Source organism: Halochromatium roseum (assembly GCF_016653315.1).
GTDB lineage: Bacteria > Pseudomonadota > Gammaproteobacteria > Chromatiales > Chromatiaceae > Lamprobacter > Lamprobacter roseus.
Genome location: NZ_NHSH01000065.1, coordinates 120,873 through 140,330 on the forward strand (window position 1 = coordinate 120,873; position 19,458 = coordinate 140,330).

A 19,458-nucleotide genomic window follows, 5' to 3' on the forward strand; every position below is an offset into this window, starting at 1 on the left:
CCTTCTCTCTCAGGTCCGTGAAGCCTACACCGCAGACTCCCACCGCTGAAGCCAGAGCTGGCCGCGTCCAGTGTTCGCGGCCTGCTCAAGTGCCTGCGATGCCGCTAAGGCCAAATCGTGGGAGCTAACCCGCTGAGTCAGATCAATCAGCGCAAACTCCAGTGTGATCCCACCCACACTGGCCGTCACCAGTTGCCCGGGTTCACGCCCCTTGAGTCCCAGCTGCGCCACCGTATCCACCAAAGCGGCCGCCCGGTCCAACGCCATATCGGCGCCCTGCTGCGGCAAGATCATTGCAAATTGGGGGCCGCCAAAGTGCGCACAGAAATCGAGTGCCCCCCTCGCCTGCTCAGCCAGCCCCCGTCCAACGCGCTCGAGCAAGGTCTGAATTGCGAGGTGTCCGCGGCTATCCACCAAGGCGCCGAAATCGTCGATCCCAACCAGCAACAGCGAGAGCGGCATTTGCTCGAGTTCAGCGCGCTTGATCTCACGCTCGAGCAAGCTGTCGAAGGTCGCGCGGTTCGCCACCCCGGCAATGCTATCGACCTGAGCCAGGGCTCGCAAACGATCGCGACTCGCCTTCAGCTGAAGATGGGTGCTGACCCGCGCCCGCACCCGCAGCCGTTTGATCGGCTTGGTGATGTAATCCACGCCGCCGACCTCGAAGCCCTTCGCCTCGTCCTCGATATCGGTCTTCGCGGTGACGAAGATCACTGGGATCTCGGCGAGCCGCGGATCGAGCTTGAGTAGACGGCAAACCTCATAGCCGTCGACATCCGGCATCATGATGTCGAGCAGGATCAGATCGATACGCAGGCTTGAGGCGATCTCGATGGCCTCGTCGCCCGACATCGCAAAGAACACCTCACACTCGGAGCCAAGGGCTGCGGCGAGCACCTCGATGTTCTCTGACACGTCGTCGACGATCAGCACATGTGGCCGCTCTTGCGAACCGGGATCGATCCCAGGATCAATGATCGCCATCTATCGCCTCACTCCACTCAGGCTCGAAAGCTCAGGCTGGAAAGCCGGCTGCGCAGATCAGATCGCGCTAAGGAAACGCCTCAAGCTCAGCGATCGCCCGTTCATAGCGCTCGCGCAGCTCATCGCGAAGCTTGGCCTTCTTAGCGCCCGAGCAGCCGCCCAGCTCGCCCAAGCGAGCAAGAAAGTCCTTTCTCATGCGCGCTTGCGCATCGCGATAATACCCTTCCGGGAAGAGATCGTCCTGCGCATCGAGCACCGTCATCCGAAAGCCGCTCGCCAGAATCTTATTCAGGTTTTCCGTGCGGCGCCCAGAGCGATCTTGCCGACAGCGATTGTTGTAGAGATCGAGTTCAAAGGCGGCCTCAACCGCGTTGACGATAAGCTGCTGTGTCTGCTCATCGAGCGAGGCTTGGGCTCGCGCCTGGAGTGGTATCAGCAACACTGATGACAATGACAGGGCGAGCAAGCTCAACAGCGCAGCTGAGCTGAGCAAACGCCGACGCAGCATAGATCGGTATAACAGGTGCATCGCCCCCTAGCTCCGGCCGTAGACCGGTACAGCCGCTCCAGTGACGCAACGCGCGGCGTCAGAGGCAAGAAAGACCATGACATCGGCAAGCGCGGCCGGCGGCACCCAGCGCGAATGATCTTGGTCTGGCATCGCTGCGCGGTTCTCGGGGGTATCCACCGTACCCGGGAGGATCGCATTGACCCTGATGCCACCCTGCTTGTGCTCCTGAGCCAGCGACTCGGTGAGTGCCACAACACCCGCCTTGGCCGCACAGTAAGGCCCCATGTGGCCTTTGGCCGCAAGCGCGGCTCGCGCCGAGACGTTGACGATGCTGCCCTGGCCTTGCTCGAGCATGACCGGCACCACCGCACGGCAGCAATGGAAGACGCTGCGCAGGTTGAGATCGAGCATGCGATCCCAGGTGGCGTCATCGGTTTCGTGCAGCGGCGGCCCCATCGCGAAGCCGCCAGCCACATTCGCGAGGATGTCGATACGGCCGAAACGCCCCTTGGCTGCAGAAATGGTGCGCGCGACGTCGTCGCTTGCCAGCAGGTCGGTTGGGAAGAGTTCGATCTCAGCGTCATCTGGCAGCCCAGATCTGGCCTTGACGAGGCCCTCCGAGCTGATGTCCAGCATGGCAATCCGCGCGCCTTCGCTCACCAGCGCCGCACACAGGGCTTGACCCAGATTACCAGCGGCGCCGGTCACCAGCGCGACTTTATCGTTAAACTGTCCCATATAGATACTCCCACATTCAGATACGCTTTTCAGACGCTTCAGCTACTCTGCTCAGACACTCTACTCGGACACTCTAAGCAGACACTCTACCGGTATCGACTGAGGCATGGACGGCGAGGTCGATGACGGCCAGACGCCTAGGGCCAGCCGAAGACTTGGCGCTGTCCAGCGGCGGCCTCTGCAGCCGGACAAGGAAGCACCGTAAGGCTATCGGACCGAGCTGTAAACGTCGCGCAGCCCCAAAGGCACGCCAACGCTGAACGGCCTGCGCGAGTCTGCATGCGACCCAGCGAGCTTCTCTGTATCATTAGCGGTTGTTCAAGTCACCGTAAAGAGGCCTGGCTTTGCCGAGAACGCTGACAGCAGCTGGCATCTGATGCAATGGCTTTTCCTATTGTTACCGATCGCGGCCGCCTCTGGCTGGCTCGTCGCGTGGCGCAGCGGCTCGCGACGCCGCCCCGAGGGCAGCTGTAGTAGCGGAGATCCGGTCTTTTTTCGCGGCCTCAACTATCTGCTCGACGAGCAGCCAGATAAGGCGATCGACGTCTTCCTGAAGCTCGCGGAGGTCGATGGCGAGACCGCGGAGACGCATCTCGCGCTCGGCGCCCTGTTCCAGCGCCGTGGCGAGGTGGAGCGCGCCATCCGCATCCACCAAAACCTGGTTGCCCGCGAAAACCTGAGCAATGCCCAGCGCGGTTACGCGCTCTACGAGCTCGGGCGCGACTATATGCTCGCCGGTTTGTTCGATCGGGCCGAGAGCCTGTTTCTGGAACTGGTCGAGCAAGGCCTGCAAGATCGGCGCGCACTTCGCAGCCTGATCGAGATCTATCAGGCGGAGAAGGATTGGCGGCGCTGTCTCGAGACGGCAGATCAACTGCGGCGGCGCTCCGACCAACCCATGCAGACCGAGATCGCCCAGTATCACTGCGAGTTAGCCGACGAATGCCTACGACATGCCCGCCGCGACGAAGCGCGCGCCCATTTGCTCGACGCGCAAGCCGTGGACCCCAATTGCATCCGCGCGACCATGATCCAGGCGCAAATGGAGATGGATGGCGGCGATCCGGACTCCGCGTTGATGCTGTATCGACATCTCGCGCGGCGCGGCCCCGATTACCTGCCGGCCATGCTGCCAGCGCTGCTGCACTGCTGCGAGCGACTCAACCGCCAAGGCATCGCCAACGAACTCGGCGATCTGTTCGCGGCCCATCCGTCGCCACCGTTGATGCTCGAGCTCTCGCGCGCAATCGAGCGCGAACAGGGCCCACAGGCCGCGCTCGAGTTCCTCAGCGACTACCTCGGCGCACATGCCGACCTGGTCGGCACCGAGCGGCTGCTCGAGCTGCGGCTGTCTCGGTTTCCGGAGCAAGCGGCGGAAGGCGACGCGCAACTGCTCGAGGTGATCAGGCACCTGGTCGCCGCACGCCCAAGCTATCGCTGTGACCAATGCGGATTTGAGGCCCGCGCCCTGCACTGGCAGTGCCCGAGCTGTAAACATTGGGGCAGCATCAAGGCCGTCGCCGCCCAGCCGCTCAGGTCACCTAGCGGCCTGGCGCCAGGCCTAACCGCCAGCGTCAGCGGTTAACCTTGGCCGTCAGCCGCGACAGACACCGAACAGACTCCGAAACAGACAGCGATCACGATCACGATCACGCCAACGCACGCGACCCAACGGATCACCGATGCCAGCCCTTGCAGACACCCGCATCATCGTCGCCCTCGACTACGCCTCCGCCGACGCGGCCATTGCGCTCGCCGACCAACTCGACCCGCAACACTGCCGGGTCAAGGTCGGCAAGGAGCTGTTCACCAGCGCCGGCCCGGCCGTGGTCGAACAGCTGGTCGGGCGCGGCTTCGATGTCTTCCTCGACCTCAAATTCCACGACATCCCGAACACCGTCGCTGCCGCTTGCGCCGCCGCCTCCGCACTCGGGATCTGGATGCTCAACGTCCACGCCTCCGGCGGGCTCGCCATGATGCAAGCCGCGCGTGAGCGTCTCGAGCGCGCGCAGAAGCCCCCCTTACTCATCGCCGTCACCCTGCTGACCAGCCTCGATGACAACGATCTGGCCGATATCGGCTGCCCCGGCAGCACTCTCGAGCGGGTCGAACGCCTCGCTGCACTCAGCGCCCAGGCGGGCCTCGATGGCGTCGTCTGCTCGCCACTCGAAGCCGCGGCACTGCGCCAGAGGCTTGGTCCGCAGTGTCTGCTCGTCACACCCGGCGTGCGTCCGGCCCAGGCTGTCAGCGGCGACCAGAAGCGCATCATGAGCCCCAGTCAGGCCATCGCTGCCGGCGCTGATCATCTGGTCATCGGTCGCCCCATCACCGCCGCGGATGATCCCATGGCCGCGCTGCTCGCGATACAAGACGAGCTTGCGGCCACCCCTTCCGCCCCAGGCTGACATCTGCGCAGGGGCTGTGATGGCACGCTATGGCACGCAGCGTCCCCGCCACCTCGAAGGATGCAGCGCTTGTTTCACAGTCACCAACACTACGACAGGAGCCCTCATGGCCAAGATCAATAAAGCTGTCTTCCCCGTCGCCGGCCTCGGTACGCGCTTTCTCCCGGTGACCAAGGCCAGCCCGAAAGAGATGCTGCCCATCGTCGACAAACCACTCATTCAGTACGCCGCCGAAGAGGCCGAACAGGCCGGAGCGACGCAGCTGGTATTTGTCACCGGCCGTCACAAACGCTCGATCGAGGATCATTTCGACAAGTCACCCGAGCTCGAGTCCGAGCTCGAATCGGCCGGCAAGGACAAGCTACTCACTATCGTGCGTACCATCCTGCCCGAGCACGTCAGCTGCATCTATCTGCGTCAGGCCGAAGCCCTCGGGCTCGGACACGCGGTGCTCTGCGCCAAGCCAGTAGTCGGCAATGAGCCGTTCGCGATCCTCCTCGCCGACGACCTGATCGACAATGCCGCTAAGGGCGTTTGCGAACAGATGGCCGAGTTGCACGAGCGCACTGGCGCCAGCATCCTCAGTGTCGAAGAGGTACCGCCGAACGAGACCCACAAGTACGGCATCGTCGAAACCGAGGCGCAGCCCGATGGCAGCCTACGGGTGACCTCGATCGTCGAGAAGCCGAAGCCAGAAGAGGCCCCGTCTAACCTCGCCGTCGTCGGCCGCTATCTCCTCACGCCAGCGATCTTCGACAAGCTCGAACAGACCCAGGCCGGCGCCGGTGGGGAGATCCAGCTGACCGATGCGATTGCGGCATTGCTTAAAGAAGAGACCGTGATTGCCCACCCGTTTGAAGGCAAACGTTACGACTGCGGCAGCAAAGAGGGCTACCTCGAGGCGACCGTCGAACTCGCGCTCAAACATCCAGAGCTTGGCGAATCGTTCCGTGATTACCTGAAATCGCTGGCGTTATGAGGGCTGCTTAGCCAGCCAGAGGACGCCAAGCCAAGGGGCTGCGGCGTCCTCGCGCCCAAGGCATCAATCGCCAGCAGCAAAAGTAAAATTTTGTCGACGATAAAATTTTTTTGATTGCCAATACCTAGGCAATTAGTAGGATACTCGGCTGGGTCTAGTCGACCGGTACCCGTACGGCAATCGCCAGCGATGACGAGGAGATGATGTACCAGTGAAAAACTGCAAGCTTTGCCGATTAAGCCGCCACTGCAACGACCTTCCCGGCGTCTGTATCCTGATGCCTTACTTTGCCGTCGTTGTGCTCACGGTCTCCATCGGCTATCTGTTCGTGACCCAAGAGGTCCTGGCCTAAGGCTCCGGCTCCGGCTCCGATCAGCCGAGTCCATGATCGAGCCGGTAGATCAGCATCGTCATCACGAGCGCTCCGGCCAAGAACCAGATCGGCCCGAGTAGCCATAGCGCTAGCGGGATCGCGACGTAGTAGCAACGCATCCCAAGGTTGTAGGCGCTCGCCCCGCGACTGAGCGCACGAATCGCGGCATCAGCGTCGAGTACCAATGTTTGGTCATCGCTTTGGTCATCGCGTGGCAGGTTGAGCAAGAAAGCGGCGTGATTATAGAAGCGCACGCAAAGCGAGAAGCTGACGAAGGCGATCAGAAACACGAGCACAATCAGCAAGGCCTTGATCACTGCCAGCTTATGGCTGCGAATACCGGCAAGATGGAAGATATTATTGAGCTGATCGAGACCTTCGTAGGTCAGGGCAAAACTGAGAATCCCGAGCCCGATCACAATCGCAGTCGAGGCCAGGAAGGTGGCCGCCATGGTCCAGTTGCGCAGTGTCTGCACCGCGAGGATATCAGCCCCCCGCGCCATGACATGCGAGGCCCATCGGGCCCGAGCGCGATTATTCCGACCGAGCGACGTCCTTGCTGGCCAATAGCGAACCTCCAGCAAGTGGATCAAGTGATAGCCAATCAGCAAGCCCCCCGCTGAGCCCGACAAGGCCAGTTCGAGGGTCAAGTCCGAGTCTGCGATCAGCATCAATGCCCGCCGGTCGATGAAGGGTCGACCTGCGTGATACAGGCCGGAGCCATGCCACCGCAGCTGTCGTCGTCACGCTCGCAGAAATCGAAACAGGTGATAAGCCGCCCCTCAAAGGTCGCATCCACCTGGAGACTGTTGGGGGTTCGGTCAACACTGAAACCCGCCTGAGGCTCCGGACTCTGCCCGACGAGGCGCAGACGCTGGCCGGGATAGTCGATACTCAGGGCGACGCGCATTGGATAATAACCATCCAAGAACCGGCGCATGTACGGGCCATTTCGGAGTCTGAACAGTCCATCCCCGAGCGATTGCAGGGCGCGACTCTGGGCCCGGATACACAGCTCCGCGTCGGCGCCAACATCCTCGAGCTGAACGCTATAGCCTTCGACCCAAGCGCGGCCGATATTGCGACTGCGCTCGATGGCAAGATCGCGAATGCCGTCGACCTTAAACAGGATCTGCGCAGCATGCACTGGGTCGATGTTCTCGTGGCATTGGATCAGCTCGACCCAACCGAGATCGAGGCTGGCCTCGGTGATCGCAATCCGGTTGCGATGATAGTGGGCGCCATCAGCCGCTGCCGACGAGATGAACTCCAGCTCGCCCTCGTTGACCAACTCGACTCGCGAGGAAAGATCGAACTCGTCGGACCAGTCCTCCGGCCAATCATCGGTCGCCTCAGCTGTTGCCGCTGCGACTGGCACTGCCATGAAGACCAGGGCGAGCAAGACCCACAAGAGGTAACTGAGCTTACCCCCCTTGTTGGGACAATTCTTGCAGCGCTTACCCTCTTTATACTTCTTGCAGCACTTACCGTTTTTCTTGGGCATGATCGGCGCCTGCGTGTTGAGCGATCAGGCCGCCGAAGGCGCAGCGGCACTAATCTTCTTCGCCGCGGCTGCAAGCTCATTGTCGATCATCAGCAAACCCTGTCCCTGGTCGCCAAACAATCGCAGACGGCCCAAGATGTCGTTAACGGTCGCCTCCTCTTCGATCTGCTCGGTCACGAACCATTGCAGGAAGATATGCGTCGCATGATCCTTCTCGTGCGCGGCATGGTCGACAAGGTCGTTAATAGCGCCAGTGACACTGCGCTCATGGCTCAGCGTGCGCTCGAACATGTCCATGATCCCGGCGGTCTGTGCCGGCGGCGCTGATACCGCCTCGAGTTCTACGGTGGCATCTTGATCGAGCAGGTAGCGGTACATCTTCAACGCATGGGTCATCTCCTCGCCATGCTTCGCCATGAACCAGGCTGCCGTACCGTTCAGATTATTACTTTCGGCCTGTGCAGACAGGCCGAGATAGAAATAGGCTGAGAACAGCTCTCGGTTGATCTGCGCGTTGATGCGCGAGGCCATTTCGTTAGAAATCATCGACGGGTCTCCGTTGCTAGCTGCCTAGGTTCTTGCAGATGCGAGTCATCCGAGCGCGGCGCATGTCTCATTCAGCCACGTCCAGCAACGTTGCTGGTCGACGCGCATCGAACGCACACTGTTATCAGCCCATGAGTTTGCGAGTCGAACGCCGTTTTCAAGCTCCCCTCGGACCCTGAGCCGACAGACGGGGTTCTGATCGAACGCGACGCCGCCGCTGTCGCCGAGCCAATGCCCGTGTCGCCGGGCCGATGCTCGGCTTGATCGCGCTAAAATGGCACCCATCCGCGCGCACCTGAGCGCAAACGTCGCTAATGTCCCTGCCTCCTTCATGACCGATCACCACGCGCGACCCCGCATCGCCATCGCCGGCGCCAGCGGCTTTATCGGCACCGCCCTCTGCCCGCTGCTCGCCGAGCGTTTCGAGGTCATCGCCCTGACGCGCTCGCCGGCACGCGCGCAAACGCCTGATCCAACAGGGCGCATCCAGTGGCGGCAGTGCGACCTGTTCTGCTCCAGCGCACTGGTCGACGGGCTTGCCGACATCGACTATGCGGTCTATCTGGTGCACTCCCTCGCTCCCTCCTCTCGCCTGACTCAGGCGAGCCCGCGAGACATGGATCTGGTTCTGGCCGACAACTTCGCCCACGCGGCCGCCGCCAACGGCGTCAAGCAGATCGTCTTCGTCAGCGGCGTGATGCCGGAGAGCTTCCGCTTCTCGCCGCTGCTTTGGAGTCGGCGCGAGGTCGAGATGGTGCTGGGCTCCAGGGGCACGCCGGTCACGGCACTTCGCGCCAGTCTGGTGATGGGTCCCGGCGGTACCGGCCCCCGGCTACTGCTCGACCTGGTGCGGCGCTTGCCCCTGTTGCTGTTGCCACCTGCGGCAGGCTCCGTGACCCGCCCGATCGCGCTCTCCGACCTGCTGCGAGCCATCCTCCACTGCCTCGGGCAGCCCGAGCGATTCCGTGGCGCCTACGACATCGGCGGCGCGGAGTCGCTCAGTTACGAGGCCATGCTGCGCGAGACCGCCGCTGCACTCGGCCTGCGACGGCGCTTCGTCAAGGTACCGGTGCTGCCGGTCGGGCTCGCGTCGCTGACAGCACGCGCGATCAGCGGCGCACCGGCGGCCATGGTCGGCGCCATCGTCGAGAGTTTGCCGCAGGATACGCGGATGCGCGACAACCCGGTGCAACAGGCCATCGAGCCGCATGCATTGGGCTTTCGCGCCGCCCTCGAGGCCAGCATTGACCCAGCCACCAGGCGCCTGTTGCCGAGCCCATGGCAACGCCTCAAGGAGCAGGATCGCGAGGTCATGCGCGAGCAATCCCTGGTGCGCTCGATCCAGCGCGCCATCCTGCCTCCGGGGCAGGACGCGGCTTGGCTCGCCGGCAACTATTTTCGCTGGCTCGGCGACTGCTGCTGGCCATTGGTGCGAAGCCAGGTCGACGACGACGGCCATGTCGAGGTCTGGTCGCGGCTGCCGCGCCTGCGGATGCTCCGGCTGCGGCACATGGCCAGTGAGAGCACGCCAGAGCGCCAGATCTACGAGATCGCCGGCGGCCTGCTGGCCCGCCCCGGCGAAGGCCGCGCCCGGTTCGAGTTCCAGACCCTGCTCGATGGGCGCTACACCATGACCGCGATCCATGACTACGCCCCGGCCATCCCCTGGTATCTCTACATACTCACCCAGGCTGTCGCCCATCGGCTGGTGATGCGGCGCTACCAGTCGCGCTTGGCGCGCCTAGCGCGTTAGCCGCGGCGAGTTCGGGTCAGGCGCAGCGTCCGAGCTTATGAAAGCACCCGACAGCCGTCTCGAACAGCGCCGGCTTGCACTGTGATGGTCAGGCATCGAGAATCGGGCAGTCAGAGGACAGTGACGACGCTGTCCATCACACTGAAGGATGACCGCAGCGCGCGGTGACGACACCCCATGACAGGAGAAATGCGTGATCACAGGAGAGCTCAAATCAAGGATCGACCGCATCTGGGACAGCATGTGGTCCGGCGGCATCTCCAACCCGCTCACCGTCATCGAGCAACTCACCTACCTGCTGTTCATCAAACGCCTCGATGAGCTGCACAGCCTGCGCGAGCGCAAGGCCGCGCGCACCGGCCAGCCGATCGAAGCGCCCATCTTTCAGGACTACCAGTCGAAGCTGCGCTGGTCGCGCTTCAAGGAGACTGCGCCCGAGCAGATGTTCGCCACCGTCAAGGACGAGGTCTTCCCCTTCATCAAGACCCTTGGCAGCCGGAACGGACCTGGCGGCGGCACCGACGCGGAAGGCGACTCCACCTACTCGCACCACATGCGCGACGCCATCTTCATGATGCCCACCCCGCGCGTACTCGCCAACGTGGTCGATCAGCTCGACGCCATCGACATGGCCGACGCTGACACCAAGGGTGATCTCTACGAGTACATGCTTGGCAAGATCGCCAGTGCCGGGCAGAACGGACAGTTCCGCACCCCGCGCCACATCATCAAGCTGATGGTCGAGATGACCGCGCCGACGCCCAACGATAGGATCTGCGACCCGGCCTGCGGCACCGCCGGCTTCCTGATCGCCGCCTCCGAGCACCTGCGCAGACAGCATGCCGAGGCCATCTACAAGAGCGAGACCTCACGCCGGCGCTTCAACGAGGGCACCTTCCACGGCTTCGACTTCGACAGCACCATGCTCCGCATCGGCAGCATGAACATGCTGCTGCACGGGGTCGAGAACCCAGACATCCGCTACAAGGACTCGCTCGCGCAGTCGGTCACCGATGATGGCAACGACGCCGAGCGCTACTCGCTGATCCTCGCCAATCCGCCCTTCGCCGGTAGCCTGGATTATGAATCCACCGCCAAGGACCTGCAGCAGATCGTCAAGACCAAGAAGACCGAGCTGCTGTTCTTGGCGCTGTTCCTGCGCCTGCTGCAGATCGGTGGACGTGCCGCGATCATCGTGCCGGATGGCGTGCTGTTCGGCTCCAGCAAGGCGCACAAGACGCTGCGCCAGATCCTGGTCGAGGACCAGAAGCTCGACGCCGTCATCTCGATGCCCTCGGGCGTGTTCAAGCCCTATGCCGGGGTCTCCACCGCCATCCTGCTGTTCACCAAGACCGGCCCTGTGGGGCAATCGAGGGGCGGCACCGACCAGGTCTGGTTCTACGACATGCGCGCCGACGGCTACTCGCTCGACGACAAGCGCAGCCCGCAGCCGGACAAGAGCGACCTTCCAGACATCCTCACCCGCTGGCAAGCCTTGCGTGCACAAGGGCAGGACGCCGAGGCCGAGCGCAAACGCACCGAGCAGAGCTTCCTGGTGCCCAAGGCCGAGATCGCTGGTAACGACTACGACCTCTCGATCAACCGCTACAAGGAGGTCGAGTACGAGGCCGTCGAGTACGACCCGCCGCAGGTGATTCTGGAGCGGTTGGCGAAGCTCGACGCAGAGATCGCCGAAGGGCGGGAGGCGTTGGAGGCGCTGCTGCAATGAGCCGTGATCTCGCCGGAGCGCCCGACGCCTTCTTCGAGCGCATCCGCGCCATGCTCGCCGAGGCGCGCGGCCGGACTTACGCCAGCGTCAACGCCATCATGGTCGAGGCGTACTGGAAGATCGGTCAGCGCATCGTCAAGGAAGAGCAAGGCGGTCGGGCCAATGCCGCCTATGGCAGCCAACTCATGCCCGAGCTGTCCCGGCGCTTGGGCGATGAGTTCGGCAAGGGCTTCTCCGTCGCCAATCTGAAGAACGCCCGCCAGTTCTACCTTCGATTTCCGGACCAGGAAAAACGCTACACACTGCGTAGCGAATTGAGCTGGAGCCACTACCGGCTGATCATGCGCGTCGAAGACGCCAAGGCCCGCGCCTACTACATCCGCAAGGCCGCCGACCAAGGCTGGAGCAGCCGCCAGCTCGAGCGCAACATCCGCAGTGGCTGGCATCGGCGCCTGCTGTCAAGCGCGGCGCCGATGACAACCCGACACTCGGTATCATCCTCTGTGCCGACAAGGACGAGACCGTCGTGCGCTACTCGGTGCTGAACGAAAACGCGCAGCTCTTCGCCGCCAAGTATCTGCGCGTGCTGCCTAGCGAAGAAGAGCTCGCGCGCGAGATCGAGGCGCGCCATGTCCTCGAACTGCCCGGAGCGAAGGATGACGCATGACCAGCCCCGAGTCCGTCCACCGCGAGCATCGCCAGAGGCGTCCATGATGACACTTGAGATCAAAGCGATCGGCGATTCGGTCGGAGTCATCCTACCGCCGGAAGTGCTGACCCTGCTGCGCGCGAAAGAGGGTGACAGGCTGCACCTGACAGAAATGCCCGAGGGGATTCTGCTCAGCACTCAACGCCCCGAGTCGACAAGGCAAATGCAGGTCGCTGAACAGATCATGGATGAGGACTGTGAGGTTTTGCGTGAACTGGCCAGGTGACCAGGACCGCGTCTCAGTGCATCAAAAATGTTAGTGATCAGCCTTTCACAAGAATCCGAAGCCCATTTGGAACAGATCGCCATGCGTGCCGGGCTGACGCCTGATGAACTGGCGCGACGTGCCATTCTCGACTTTCTTGAGGAGCAACAGGACGCTGAAACCGCCTTAGAGCGGCTCAACCATCCAGCCTGCCGCTGGAGCCAAACCGATTTGGAGCAAGGGGTTGATTTGGAGGATCGAATAGAATGAACGCAGCTGTTGCCAGCTACAATGCCTTGATTCAGCCATGCTGCGATACGGTCAAATATGATCCGCCCGCAGTGATCTTGGAGCGGTTGGCGCGGCTGGAGGATGATATTGCCGAGGGTCGGAGGGAACAGGAGTCGATGCTGCGATGACTCTCAAGCAGGCACCGATTGGGGACTTGGTTGCCAAATGCAGTACATGGAACCCGATACGCGACGGTAGCGGCGAGTTTGACTACATCGACCTAAGCTCCGTTGACAAAGACGAGAAACGGGTCGTCACCGTTGAGCGGTATCCGTGCGCCGAAGCACCTACCCGAGCTAGACAACTGGTCAAAGCTGGCGATGTTCTTGTTGCCACGGTGCGACCGAACCTAAACGGCGTCGCGCTCGTTGAGGAGTCTCACGACGGCATGACAGCATCGACTGGCTATTCCGTCTTGCGCCCGCTAGCGGACAAGCTCGACTCGGGTTTCCTTTTCCACTGGGTGAAGACGAACGCGTTCGTTCAGCGGATGATCGATGTTGCCACCGGGGCAAACTACCCAGCCGTATCCGACGCCAAGGTACGCGCTTCTACAATCCCCCTTCCCCCCCTCGCCGAGCAGAAGCGGATTGCGGCGATTCTGGATGCGGCGGACGCCTTGCGGGCCAAGCGCCGCGAGTCCCTCGCCGAACTCGACAGGCTCCTTCAGTCCACCTTTCTTGATCTGTTTGGTGATCCGGTTACCAATCCGATGGGGTGGGAAGTCAAACCACTAGGCGAGTTGGGCACGCTTGATCGCGGGGTATCTAAACACCGCCCTCGGAACGAACCTTCGCTTCTTGGTGGTGCACACCCGCTGATACAGACGGGCGAAGTTGCAAACTCGGAGGGCTACATTCGCTCCTACACGTCAACCTATTCCGATCTCGGGTTGAAGCAAAGCAAGATATGGTCAGCCGGAACACTCTGCATCACGATCGCAGCCAACATCGCCAGCACGGGGATTCTGACTTTCGACGCATGTTTTCCTGACAGTGTTGTCGGCTTTAAGTCAGACAAAGGTGGACGGGTTGAATACGTGCAAGGGCTATTTTGGTTCTTCAAGGAGATTCTGGATCAGAGAGCGCCGCAGGTTGCTCAAAAGAACATCAATTTGAAGATTCTTCGCGCTCTTCCGGTCCCGCTCCCCCCCGCTGATCTCCAACAACGCTTCGCCACCATCGTCGAGTCCATCGAACGCCAAAAGACCCGCCTCCGCGCCCACCTCTCCGAACTCGACACCCTTTTCGCCTCGCTCCAGTCTCGCGCCTTCAACGGTCAACTCTGAGAGATTGCCGCCATGACGCTCGCCGAAACCATCTACCAGAAAAGCCTGTCACTGCCGCCGGAGAAGGCGCGCGAGGTGCTCGACTTCATCGACTTCATCAAGGACCGCCCAGGCGTTACCGAGGCTGTTAGCGACAGAGGCGCCGCCAAGCGAAGGTCACTACTCGAAGTCTTCGAGGAAGCGGGCCTGATCGGCTGCCAGGAGACGGACAAGCAGTTATCAACAACCTACAAGGCGCAGCTTGACTTCTAACAGAAGCACGTTGGATCAATGTGATCATCGTCGACACCGTTTTCTGGTTCGGCCTGATGGACCGCCGCGATCAATACCACAAACCCTGCCATCGATTTCTCGCCAACTGCCAAGAACCGTTGATCACCACTTTTCCGGTGCTCACCAAGGCGCTGCACCTGCTGATGAGTCGGGGCCGTGCATCACAGGGCTTGACCGCCAAGGGTTAACGCGAGCTTGCATACAGAGTCATTTTAGGAGCGGGATGTGAGCACACAGAATATCAGTCGCGAACAGGTAAAGGCAGAGATCGATCAACTCGATAGCGAGTATTTGGGACTCGCCTATCGGGTAATTCGCCAATTTCCTCATCGAGCGGAACAGCGACAGCGCCCCGGCAAGCCAACTTTTTCGCGACGTTGGCTAGGCAAGCTTCAAAAGCCATCCCTCAGTGGCCAAGCGCTGCAGGAAGATCCCAAGTTGGCCTATCTGGCAAAGCGGTATGGGCTATGAGGGGTCGGACTTATGAATCTACCCTTGGAGACACCGTCATGACCGACTTAGCACGCATCACTGTTGATCCCGAGGTCTGCGGAGGTCGACCATGCATTCGAGGCCTGCGGGTGCGCGTCAAGGATATTTTGGACATGCTTGCAGCGGGTGCCTCACGCGACGAGGTCTTGGCGGATTATGCGTACTTGGAAGACGCTGACATCACCGCCGCACTCAACTACGCAGCGGCCCAGTCCGACCACCTGATCTTGCGAGTCGCCTGATCCTGCGCTTTCTGGTGGATGCTCAATTGCCCCCGGCGTTAGCGCGCTGGTTGGAATGGTTCGAGACGCTCCTGCCCAAGATCGAGTCGGCGTCGCGCTTGGGAGCGTCATTCGTCGAGGTCGTCTGAGGGCTGATCATGAGCAACTTCGCCTTCCTGCCAACCGAATTCCGCGCCATCCAGGAGTTCGCCACCAACGAAGAAAGCCACAAGCGGGACTGCTTGCGCGTGGCATGCTTCAAGTTCGCCGCTCTTGTACAAGCGTGTTACGAGAAATCTGAGGTGCACCGTTAATGGACAACATCTTCACTCTTGTCCAAGATGGGCATGGCCGGGGAGCCACCTATTGCACCAAGGGTTCAGATACGGTGGACATGGCAGGCGCGGATGAACTCGCTGCTTCAGATGCTAGCTCCGAACAGAGTAAGCGAAGGTCCGAGCATATCTCACCGACCTCCGAACATTTGTCGCTTAGCTCCGAACATTTGGAAGAGAGCCCCGGAGCGCCTCCATCAGCGTTGGAACGCCGTTTCCCAAAGCAACCAAACCACGAAGCTCAGGCCTATCGGACGAGAGGGACATGACCAACTTCGCCTTCCTACCCCCGGAGTTCCGCGACATCCAAGATGCCGCAACCAAGGCAGAAGGTCACATCTGGAGCGATCCCCGCGCCGCCTGCTTCCATGCCCGCTTCACGCTCGAGGCCATCGTCCACTGGCTCTACCGGCACGACCGCGACCTGCAGCCTCCCTATGACAACGGCCTCGGCGCACTGCTACACGCCACCAGCTTCCAGAACCTGGTCCCGCAGGCGGTCTACCTGAAGGCCCGGCTGATCCAGCAGCAAGGCAACGAGGCCGTCCACAATCCACGCCCGGTGCGCGAGCAGGATGCGCTGCAGGTGGTTAGAGAGCTACATCATCTCTGCTATTGGCTGGTCCGCACCTATTCACCAGGGGCTTCCCGCAACGGTGCGGCCTGGAAGGACGCGCGCGTCCCGCCCGCCCTCAGCAGCCACGCGGTCGTCCCGCGCCAGGAGCTGGAAGCCCTGGAGGCCAAGCTCGCAGAGCAGACCGCCGAGGCGCTAAAACGCCAACAACAACGCGATGCGCTGGACACCGAGATCCAGGCCCTGCGCGCCCAGCTCGCCGAGGTCCGCGCCGCCACCGAGCAGGTGCCCGACGATCACGACTACTCCGAGGTCGAGACCCGCTCGCACCTGATCGACATCGAGCTAAAGCGCGCCGGCTGGGCGCTCGATCCGGCCCCCGGCAGCCACAAGGTTCGCGAGGTCGAGGTCACCGGCATGCCCATCGGTATAGACTCTGGCACGGGCATCGGCTACGCCGACTATGTGCTCTGGGGCGATGACGGCCAACCGCTCGCAGTGATCGAGGCGAAGAAGACCAGCGTCGACCCGCACGCCGGCCAGCAGCAGGCCAAGCTCTATGCCGATTGCCTGGAGCAGATGCACGGCCAGCGCCCGCTGATCGTCAGCACCAACGGCTACAGCATCTGGCTCTGGGACGACCAAGCCTATCCACCACGCCAGATCGCCGGTTTCTACAGCAAGGACGCCCTGAGCCGACTCATCATCCGCCGCAGCCAACGCCAGGCGCTGGACGTGGCGCAGGTGAAGGATGCGATCGCCGGGCGCTACTACCAGAAGCGCGCCATCGGCAGTCTCTGTGCGCTGTTCACCGCCGCGCGGCGCAAGGCGCTCCTGGTGATGGCCACCGGCACCGGCAAGACCCGCACCGCCATTGCCCTGGTCGATCTGCTGCAGCGCGCCAACTGGGCCAAGCGCGTGCTGTTCCTGGCCGATCGCGTCTCCCTGGTCAAGCAGGCCTGCAACGCCTTCAAGGTGCACCTGCCCGAGTCCAGCCCGGTCAATCTGGTCACCGAGAAGGACACCGAGGGCCGGGTCTACGTCTGCACCTATCCGACCATGATGGGGCTGATCAACGAGACCGCCGGCCACCAGGCCCGCTTCGGCGTCGGCTACTTCGACCTGATCATCATCGACGAGGCGCATCGCTCGGTCTATCAGAAGTACGGCGCGATCTTCCGCTACTTCGACGCCCTGCTGGTCGGGCTCACTGCGACCCCGCGGGATGAGGTCGACAAGAACACCTATGCCCTGTTCGATCTGGAGCCAGGGGTACCGACCGACGCCTATGAGCTGGAACAGGCGGTCAACGACGGCTTCCTGGTGCCGCCCAAGGTCCAGCAGGTCGATCTGCGCTTCCCGCGCGAGGGCATCGACTATGACAGCCTGAGCGATGAGGAAAAGGCGCAGTGGGAGGCGCTGGATTGGGGCGATGACGCCGAGGACGCGACCTTGCCCGAGCGGGTCAATGCCGCCGCCATCAACAACTGGCTGTTCAACAAGGACACGGTCGACAAGGTGCTGCAGCACCTGATGGAGCACGGCCACCGCGTCGACGGCGGCGATCGGCTCGCCAAGACGGTGATCTTCGCCCGCAACCACGACCATGCCGTCTTCATCGAGCAGCGCTTCAACCAGCACTACCCGCACCTCAAGGGTCAGTTCGCGCGTGTCATCGACAACTACGCCAAGTACGCCCAGAGCCTGATCGACGACTTCGCCCAAGCGGAGAAGCTGCCGCAGATCGCGATCTCGGTCGACATGCTCGACACCGGCATCGACGTCCCCGAGATCGCCAACCTAGTCTTCTTCAAGCCGGTCTACTCCAAGATCAAGTTCTGGCAGATGATCGGCCGCGGCACCCGGCTCTGCCCGGACCTGTTCGGCCCTGGCGAGGACAAGCAGGACTTTCGCGTCTTCGACTTCTGCTTCAACTTCGATTTCTTCAACGAGCATCCGGAGGGCATCAACGCCCGCGACAGCGCGCCGCTGGGCACCCGCTTGTTCCGCGCCAGAGTCGCGCTGCTCGGACACCTGCAGACCACCCCCGAGCTGGACCCGGATGCCGATCTACAGATCGCGCTGAGCGATAACCTGCATGCCGAGGTGTCGGCGATGAACCGCGAGAACTTCATCGTGCGGATGCACCTGGAGCCGGTTGAGCGCTTCCAGGAGCGCGCTGTCTGGGACGATCTCACCGAGCAGGACCGCGACATCCTGCAGCGCGAGCTTGCCGGCCTGCCGTCCGAGATCGAGACCGATGATCTGGAGTCGCGACAGTTCGACCTGACGGCGCTGCGCATGCAGTTGGCCTTGGCCGAGACGGACAGCGCAACCTTCGAGCGCCAACGCCAACGCGTGGTCGAGATGGCGATGCTGCTGGAGGAGAAGCAGGCGATCCCTGCCGTTCAGCAACAACTCGCCTATCTCGCGCGCCTGCAGGAGACCGACTTCTGGGAAGGCATCGGTCTCCCGCAGCTCGAGGAAATCCGCCTGCGGCTGCGAGGCCTGGTGCCGCTGCTCGACAAGAAAGCGCGCAAGGTCGTCTACACCGACTTCAAAGACGAGGTCCTCGGCATACGCGAGGAAGCGGCGGTGGCGGTGCCGCGCATGACCGGCCTGCAGTACGAGAAGAAGGTCAAGGCGTACCTGAGCAGCCACCTGGACAACATCGTCATCCACCGCCTGCGCACCAACCAACCACTGACCCCGACCGACCTGGAGCACCTGGAAGCAACGCTGGTCAAGATCGGCGAGGATGAGGGCAAGACCCTGCTCTCCGGGCTCTTGGAGCGTAACAGCGCGCCTTCCCTGGTGCATTTTGTTCGCAGCCTGGTCGGCATGGATCGCCAAGCGGCTCAGGCGGCCTTCTCGCAGTTCCTCAACGACCGCAGCCTCACCCCACCGCAGATGCGCTTCATCGAGTTGATCATCGACCAACTGACCGCGCGCGGGCTCATGGACGCCGCCGCGCTCTACGAACCGCCGTTTAGTCACCTGCATGCCGGTGGACCGGATGCGTTGTTCGCGGGACGAGATAATGTGATCGATGGGGTGTTTGCGGCGTTGAAGGGGTTGGAGCCTGAGCGGCTGGCCGCTCCAACCCCTCTTCCGCGAGTGAGTCGCAGCCGATAGATGCGCCAACCGTGGCTGCATGCAGGTGGCCTGCTGAGCGTGCGGAAACACCGCGTTTCGCGGCAGACTTGGAGGACAGTTACCTCAGTGCCCGCTTGCTGGCCGCCGGCGAAACCGGTCTGCCTGAAACTCCGTTCCCACCGACTTGTCCGTTTTCGGCCGAGCAGTTGTTGGATCAAGACTATTGGCCGGAAGCCCAAGATCAAGCGCATTGATCCCGTTTTTCCTGGGTGGCCAATACTGGCAAGGGCTCGAACCCAAAGTGCCGATAGAAGGCCACGGCCAGGATCTGGCTGGCCTGCACGACTTTACGGCAGGCATCGGAGCGCAAGATCGACGGCCAAGCGTCCGAGTAACGTAACCGGTTCTGGAGAGTGGACAGCTTGCGGACCATCTCGGGCGGCAACCTGTCA

24 protein-coding genes are annotated in these 19,458 nt (G+C 62.2%); 19 read left to right on the plus strand and 5 right to left on the minus strand.

The genetic code is table 11. The features are described 5' to 3' along the window. Nucleotides 1-24: 24 nt before the first annotated feature. A complete protein-coding gene (locus CCR96_RS16645) occupies nt 25-984 on the minus strand; it encodes a response regulator (protein WP_201221322.1) in 960 nt (319 codons plus the stop codon). On the opposite strand from CCR96_RS16645, the gene CCR96_RS16650 reads away from it, so the two are divergent. Then, the gene (locus tag CCR96_RS16650) at nt 974-1,429 is read left to right on the plus strand and encodes a hypothetical protein (protein ID WP_201221324.1); all 456 of its coding nucleotides are present in this window, start codon (nt 974-976) and stop codon (nt 1,427-1,429) included. The genes CCR96_RS16645 and CCR96_RS16650 overlap by 11 nt on opposite strands. Nucleotides 1,430-1,519: 90 nt before the next feature. Here the strand turns inward: CCR96_RS16650 and CCR96_RS16655 are convergent, their stop codons facing one another. Continuing rightward, nucleotides 1,520-2,233, minus strand: coding sequence for an SDR family NAD(P)-dependent oxidoreductase (locus CCR96_RS16655; protein ID WP_201221326.1), 714 nt, complete (start codon nt 2,231-2,233; stop codon nt 1,520-1,522). 376 nt (nt 2,234-2,609) lie between these two features. On the opposite strand from CCR96_RS16655, the gene lapB reads away from it, so the two are divergent. The 4 genes from lapB to CCR96_RS16675 all read left to right on the plus strand — a co-directional run bounded on the left by lapB (nt 2,610) and on the right by CCR96_RS16675 (nt 5,969). Continuing rightward, entirely contained in the window at nt 2,610-3,818 is a 1,209-nt protein-coding gene (gene lapB / locus CCR96_RS16660; RefSeq protein ID WP_338035898.1) for a lipopolysaccharide assembly protein LapB, read from the plus strand. 97 nt (nt 3,819-3,915) lie between these two features. Continuing rightward, complete coding sequence (gene pyrF, locus CCR96_RS16665; RefSeq protein ID WP_201221328.1) at nt 3,916-4,638, plus strand: orotidine-5'-phosphate decarboxylase; 723 nt, start codon at nt 3,916-3,918, stop codon at nt 4,636-4,638. 106 nt (nt 4,639-4,744) lie between these two features. Next, complete coding sequence (gene galU, locus CCR96_RS16670) at nt 4,745-5,617, plus strand: UTP--glucose-1-phosphate uridylyltransferase GalU (protein ID WP_201221330.1); 873 nt, start codon at nt 4,745-4,747, stop codon at nt 5,615-5,617. Between the two features lie 211 nt (nt 5,618-5,828). Beyond that, nucleotides 5,829-5,969: a hypothetical protein gene (locus CCR96_RS16675; protein ID WP_200243701.1), complete on the plus strand. Its 141-nt coding sequence runs from the start codon at nt 5,829-5,831 to the stop codon at nt 5,967-5,969. A gap of 20 nt (nt 5,970-5,989) precedes the next feature. On the opposite strand, the gene CCR96_RS16680 is transcribed toward CCR96_RS16675, so the two are convergent. Genes CCR96_RS16680 through CCR96_RS16690 form a run of 3 tightly spaced genes read right to left on the minus strand, consistent with a single transcriptional unit; the run spans nt 5,990 to nt 8,040 of the window. Continuing rightward, nucleotides 5,990-6,661, minus strand: a complete 672-nt coding sequence (locus CCR96_RS16680; RefSeq protein WP_201221335.1) for a DUF599 domain-containing protein — start codon at nt 6,659-6,661, stop codon at nt 5,990-5,992. Next, a complete protein-coding gene (locus CCR96_RS16685; RefSeq protein WP_201221337.1) occupies nt 6,661-7,494 on the minus strand; it encodes an alpha/beta hydrolase in 834 nt (277 codons plus the stop codon). Before CCR96_RS16685 ends, CCR96_RS16680 begins: the two co-directional genes overlap by 1 nt. 24 nt (nt 7,495-7,518) lie before the next feature. Then, nucleotides 7,519-8,040: a ferritin gene (locus tag CCR96_RS16690; protein WP_201221339.1), complete on the minus strand. Its 522-nt coding sequence runs from the start codon at nt 8,038-8,040 to the stop codon at nt 7,519-7,521. A 331-nt stretch (nt 8,041-8,371) separates the two neighbouring features. Here CCR96_RS16690 and CCR96_RS16695 point away from each other — a divergent pair, with 331 nt between their 5' ends. From CCR96_RS16695 to CCR96_RS25635, 14 genes are all read left to right on the plus strand, one after another. After that, nucleotides 8,372-9,793 (plus strand): NAD(P)H-binding protein, encoded by a 1,422-nt coding sequence (locus CCR96_RS16695; protein WP_201221798.1) that lies wholly within the window; start codon nt 8,372-8,374, stop codon nt 9,791-9,793. Nucleotides 9,794-9,986: 193 nt separating this feature from the next. Beyond that, nucleotides 9,987-11,522 carry an N-6 DNA methylase gene (locus CCR96_RS16700; RefSeq protein ID WP_201221341.1) on the plus strand — a complete coding sequence of 512 codons (1,536 nt, stop codon included), beginning with the start codon at nt 9,987-9,989 and terminating at the stop codon, nt 11,520-11,522. Beyond that, the gene (locus tag CCR96_RS16705) at nt 11,519-12,067 is read left to right on the plus strand and encodes a DUF1016 N-terminal domain-containing protein (protein WP_201221343.1); all 549 of its coding nucleotides are present in this window, start codon (nt 11,519-11,521) and stop codon (nt 12,065-12,067) included. Before CCR96_RS16700 ends, CCR96_RS16705 begins: the two co-directional genes overlap by 4 nt. Then, nucleotides 12,019-12,189, plus strand: a complete 171-nt coding sequence (locus CCR96_RS24695; RefSeq protein ID WP_338035905.1) for a hypothetical protein — start codon at nt 12,019-12,021, stop codon at nt 12,187-12,189. Before CCR96_RS16705 ends, CCR96_RS24695 begins: the two co-directional genes overlap by 49 nt. Nucleotides 12,190-12,232: 43 nt before the next feature. Next, nucleotides 12,233-12,457 carry an AbrB/MazE/SpoVT family DNA-binding domain-containing protein gene (locus CCR96_RS16715; RefSeq protein WP_201221347.1) on the plus strand — a complete coding sequence of 75 codons (225 nt, stop codon included), beginning with the start codon at nt 12,233-12,235 and terminating at the stop codon, nt 12,455-12,457. A 27-nt stretch (nt 12,458-12,484) separates the two neighbouring features. Then, nucleotides 12,485-12,706, plus strand: coding sequence for a hypothetical protein (locus CCR96_RS16720; RefSeq protein ID WP_201221349.1), 222 nt, complete (start codon nt 12,485-12,487; stop codon nt 12,704-12,706). Beyond that, complete coding sequence (locus CCR96_RS16725; RefSeq protein ID WP_201221351.1) at nt 12,703-12,855, plus strand: hypothetical protein; 153 nt, start codon at nt 12,703-12,705, stop codon at nt 12,853-12,855. The genes CCR96_RS16720 and CCR96_RS16725 overlap by 4 nt, the downstream gene beginning before the upstream one ends. Next, on the plus strand, nt 12,852-14,015 hold the full coding sequence (locus tag CCR96_RS16730) for a restriction endonuclease subunit S (protein ID WP_201221353.1): 1,164 nt from the start codon (nt 12,852-12,854) through the stop codon (nt 14,013-14,015). The genes CCR96_RS16725 and CCR96_RS16730 overlap by 4 nt, the downstream gene beginning before the upstream one ends. A 12-nt stretch (nt 14,016-14,027) precedes the next feature. Next, nucleotides 14,028-14,267 (plus strand): hypothetical protein, encoded by a 240-nt coding sequence (locus CCR96_RS16735; RefSeq protein ID WP_201221355.1) that lies wholly within the window; start codon nt 14,028-14,030, stop codon nt 14,265-14,267. A 20-nt stretch (nt 14,268-14,287) separates the two neighbouring features. Beyond that, nucleotides 14,288-14,476, plus strand: a complete 189-nt coding sequence (locus CCR96_RS16740; RefSeq protein ID WP_201221357.1) for a PIN domain-containing protein — start codon at nt 14,288-14,290, stop codon at nt 14,474-14,476. Between the two features lie 321 nt (nt 14,477-14,797). After that, entirely contained in the window at nt 14,798-15,022 is a 225-nt protein-coding gene (locus tag CCR96_RS16745; protein ID WP_201221359.1) for a DUF433 domain-containing protein, read from the plus strand. Nucleotides 15,023-15,159: 137 nt separating this feature from the next. After that, on the plus strand, nt 15,160-15,315 hold the full coding sequence (locus CCR96_RS16750; RefSeq protein WP_201221360.1) for a hypothetical protein: 156 nt from the start codon (nt 15,160-15,162) through the stop codon (nt 15,313-15,315). A gap of 286 nt (nt 15,316-15,601) precedes the next feature. Next, nucleotides 15,602-19,045, plus strand: a complete 3,444-nt coding sequence (locus tag CCR96_RS16755) for a DEAD/DEAH box helicase family protein (RefSeq protein WP_201221362.1) — start codon at nt 15,602-15,604, stop codon at nt 19,043-19,045. Nucleotides 19,046-19,056: 11 nt separating this feature from the next. Next, on the plus strand, nt 19,057-19,260 hold the full coding sequence (locus tag CCR96_RS25635; protein ID WP_420827279.1) for a DUF29 family protein: 204 nt from the start codon (nt 19,057-19,059) through the stop codon (nt 19,258-19,260). Nucleotides 19,261-19,458: the final 198 nt, after the last annotated feature.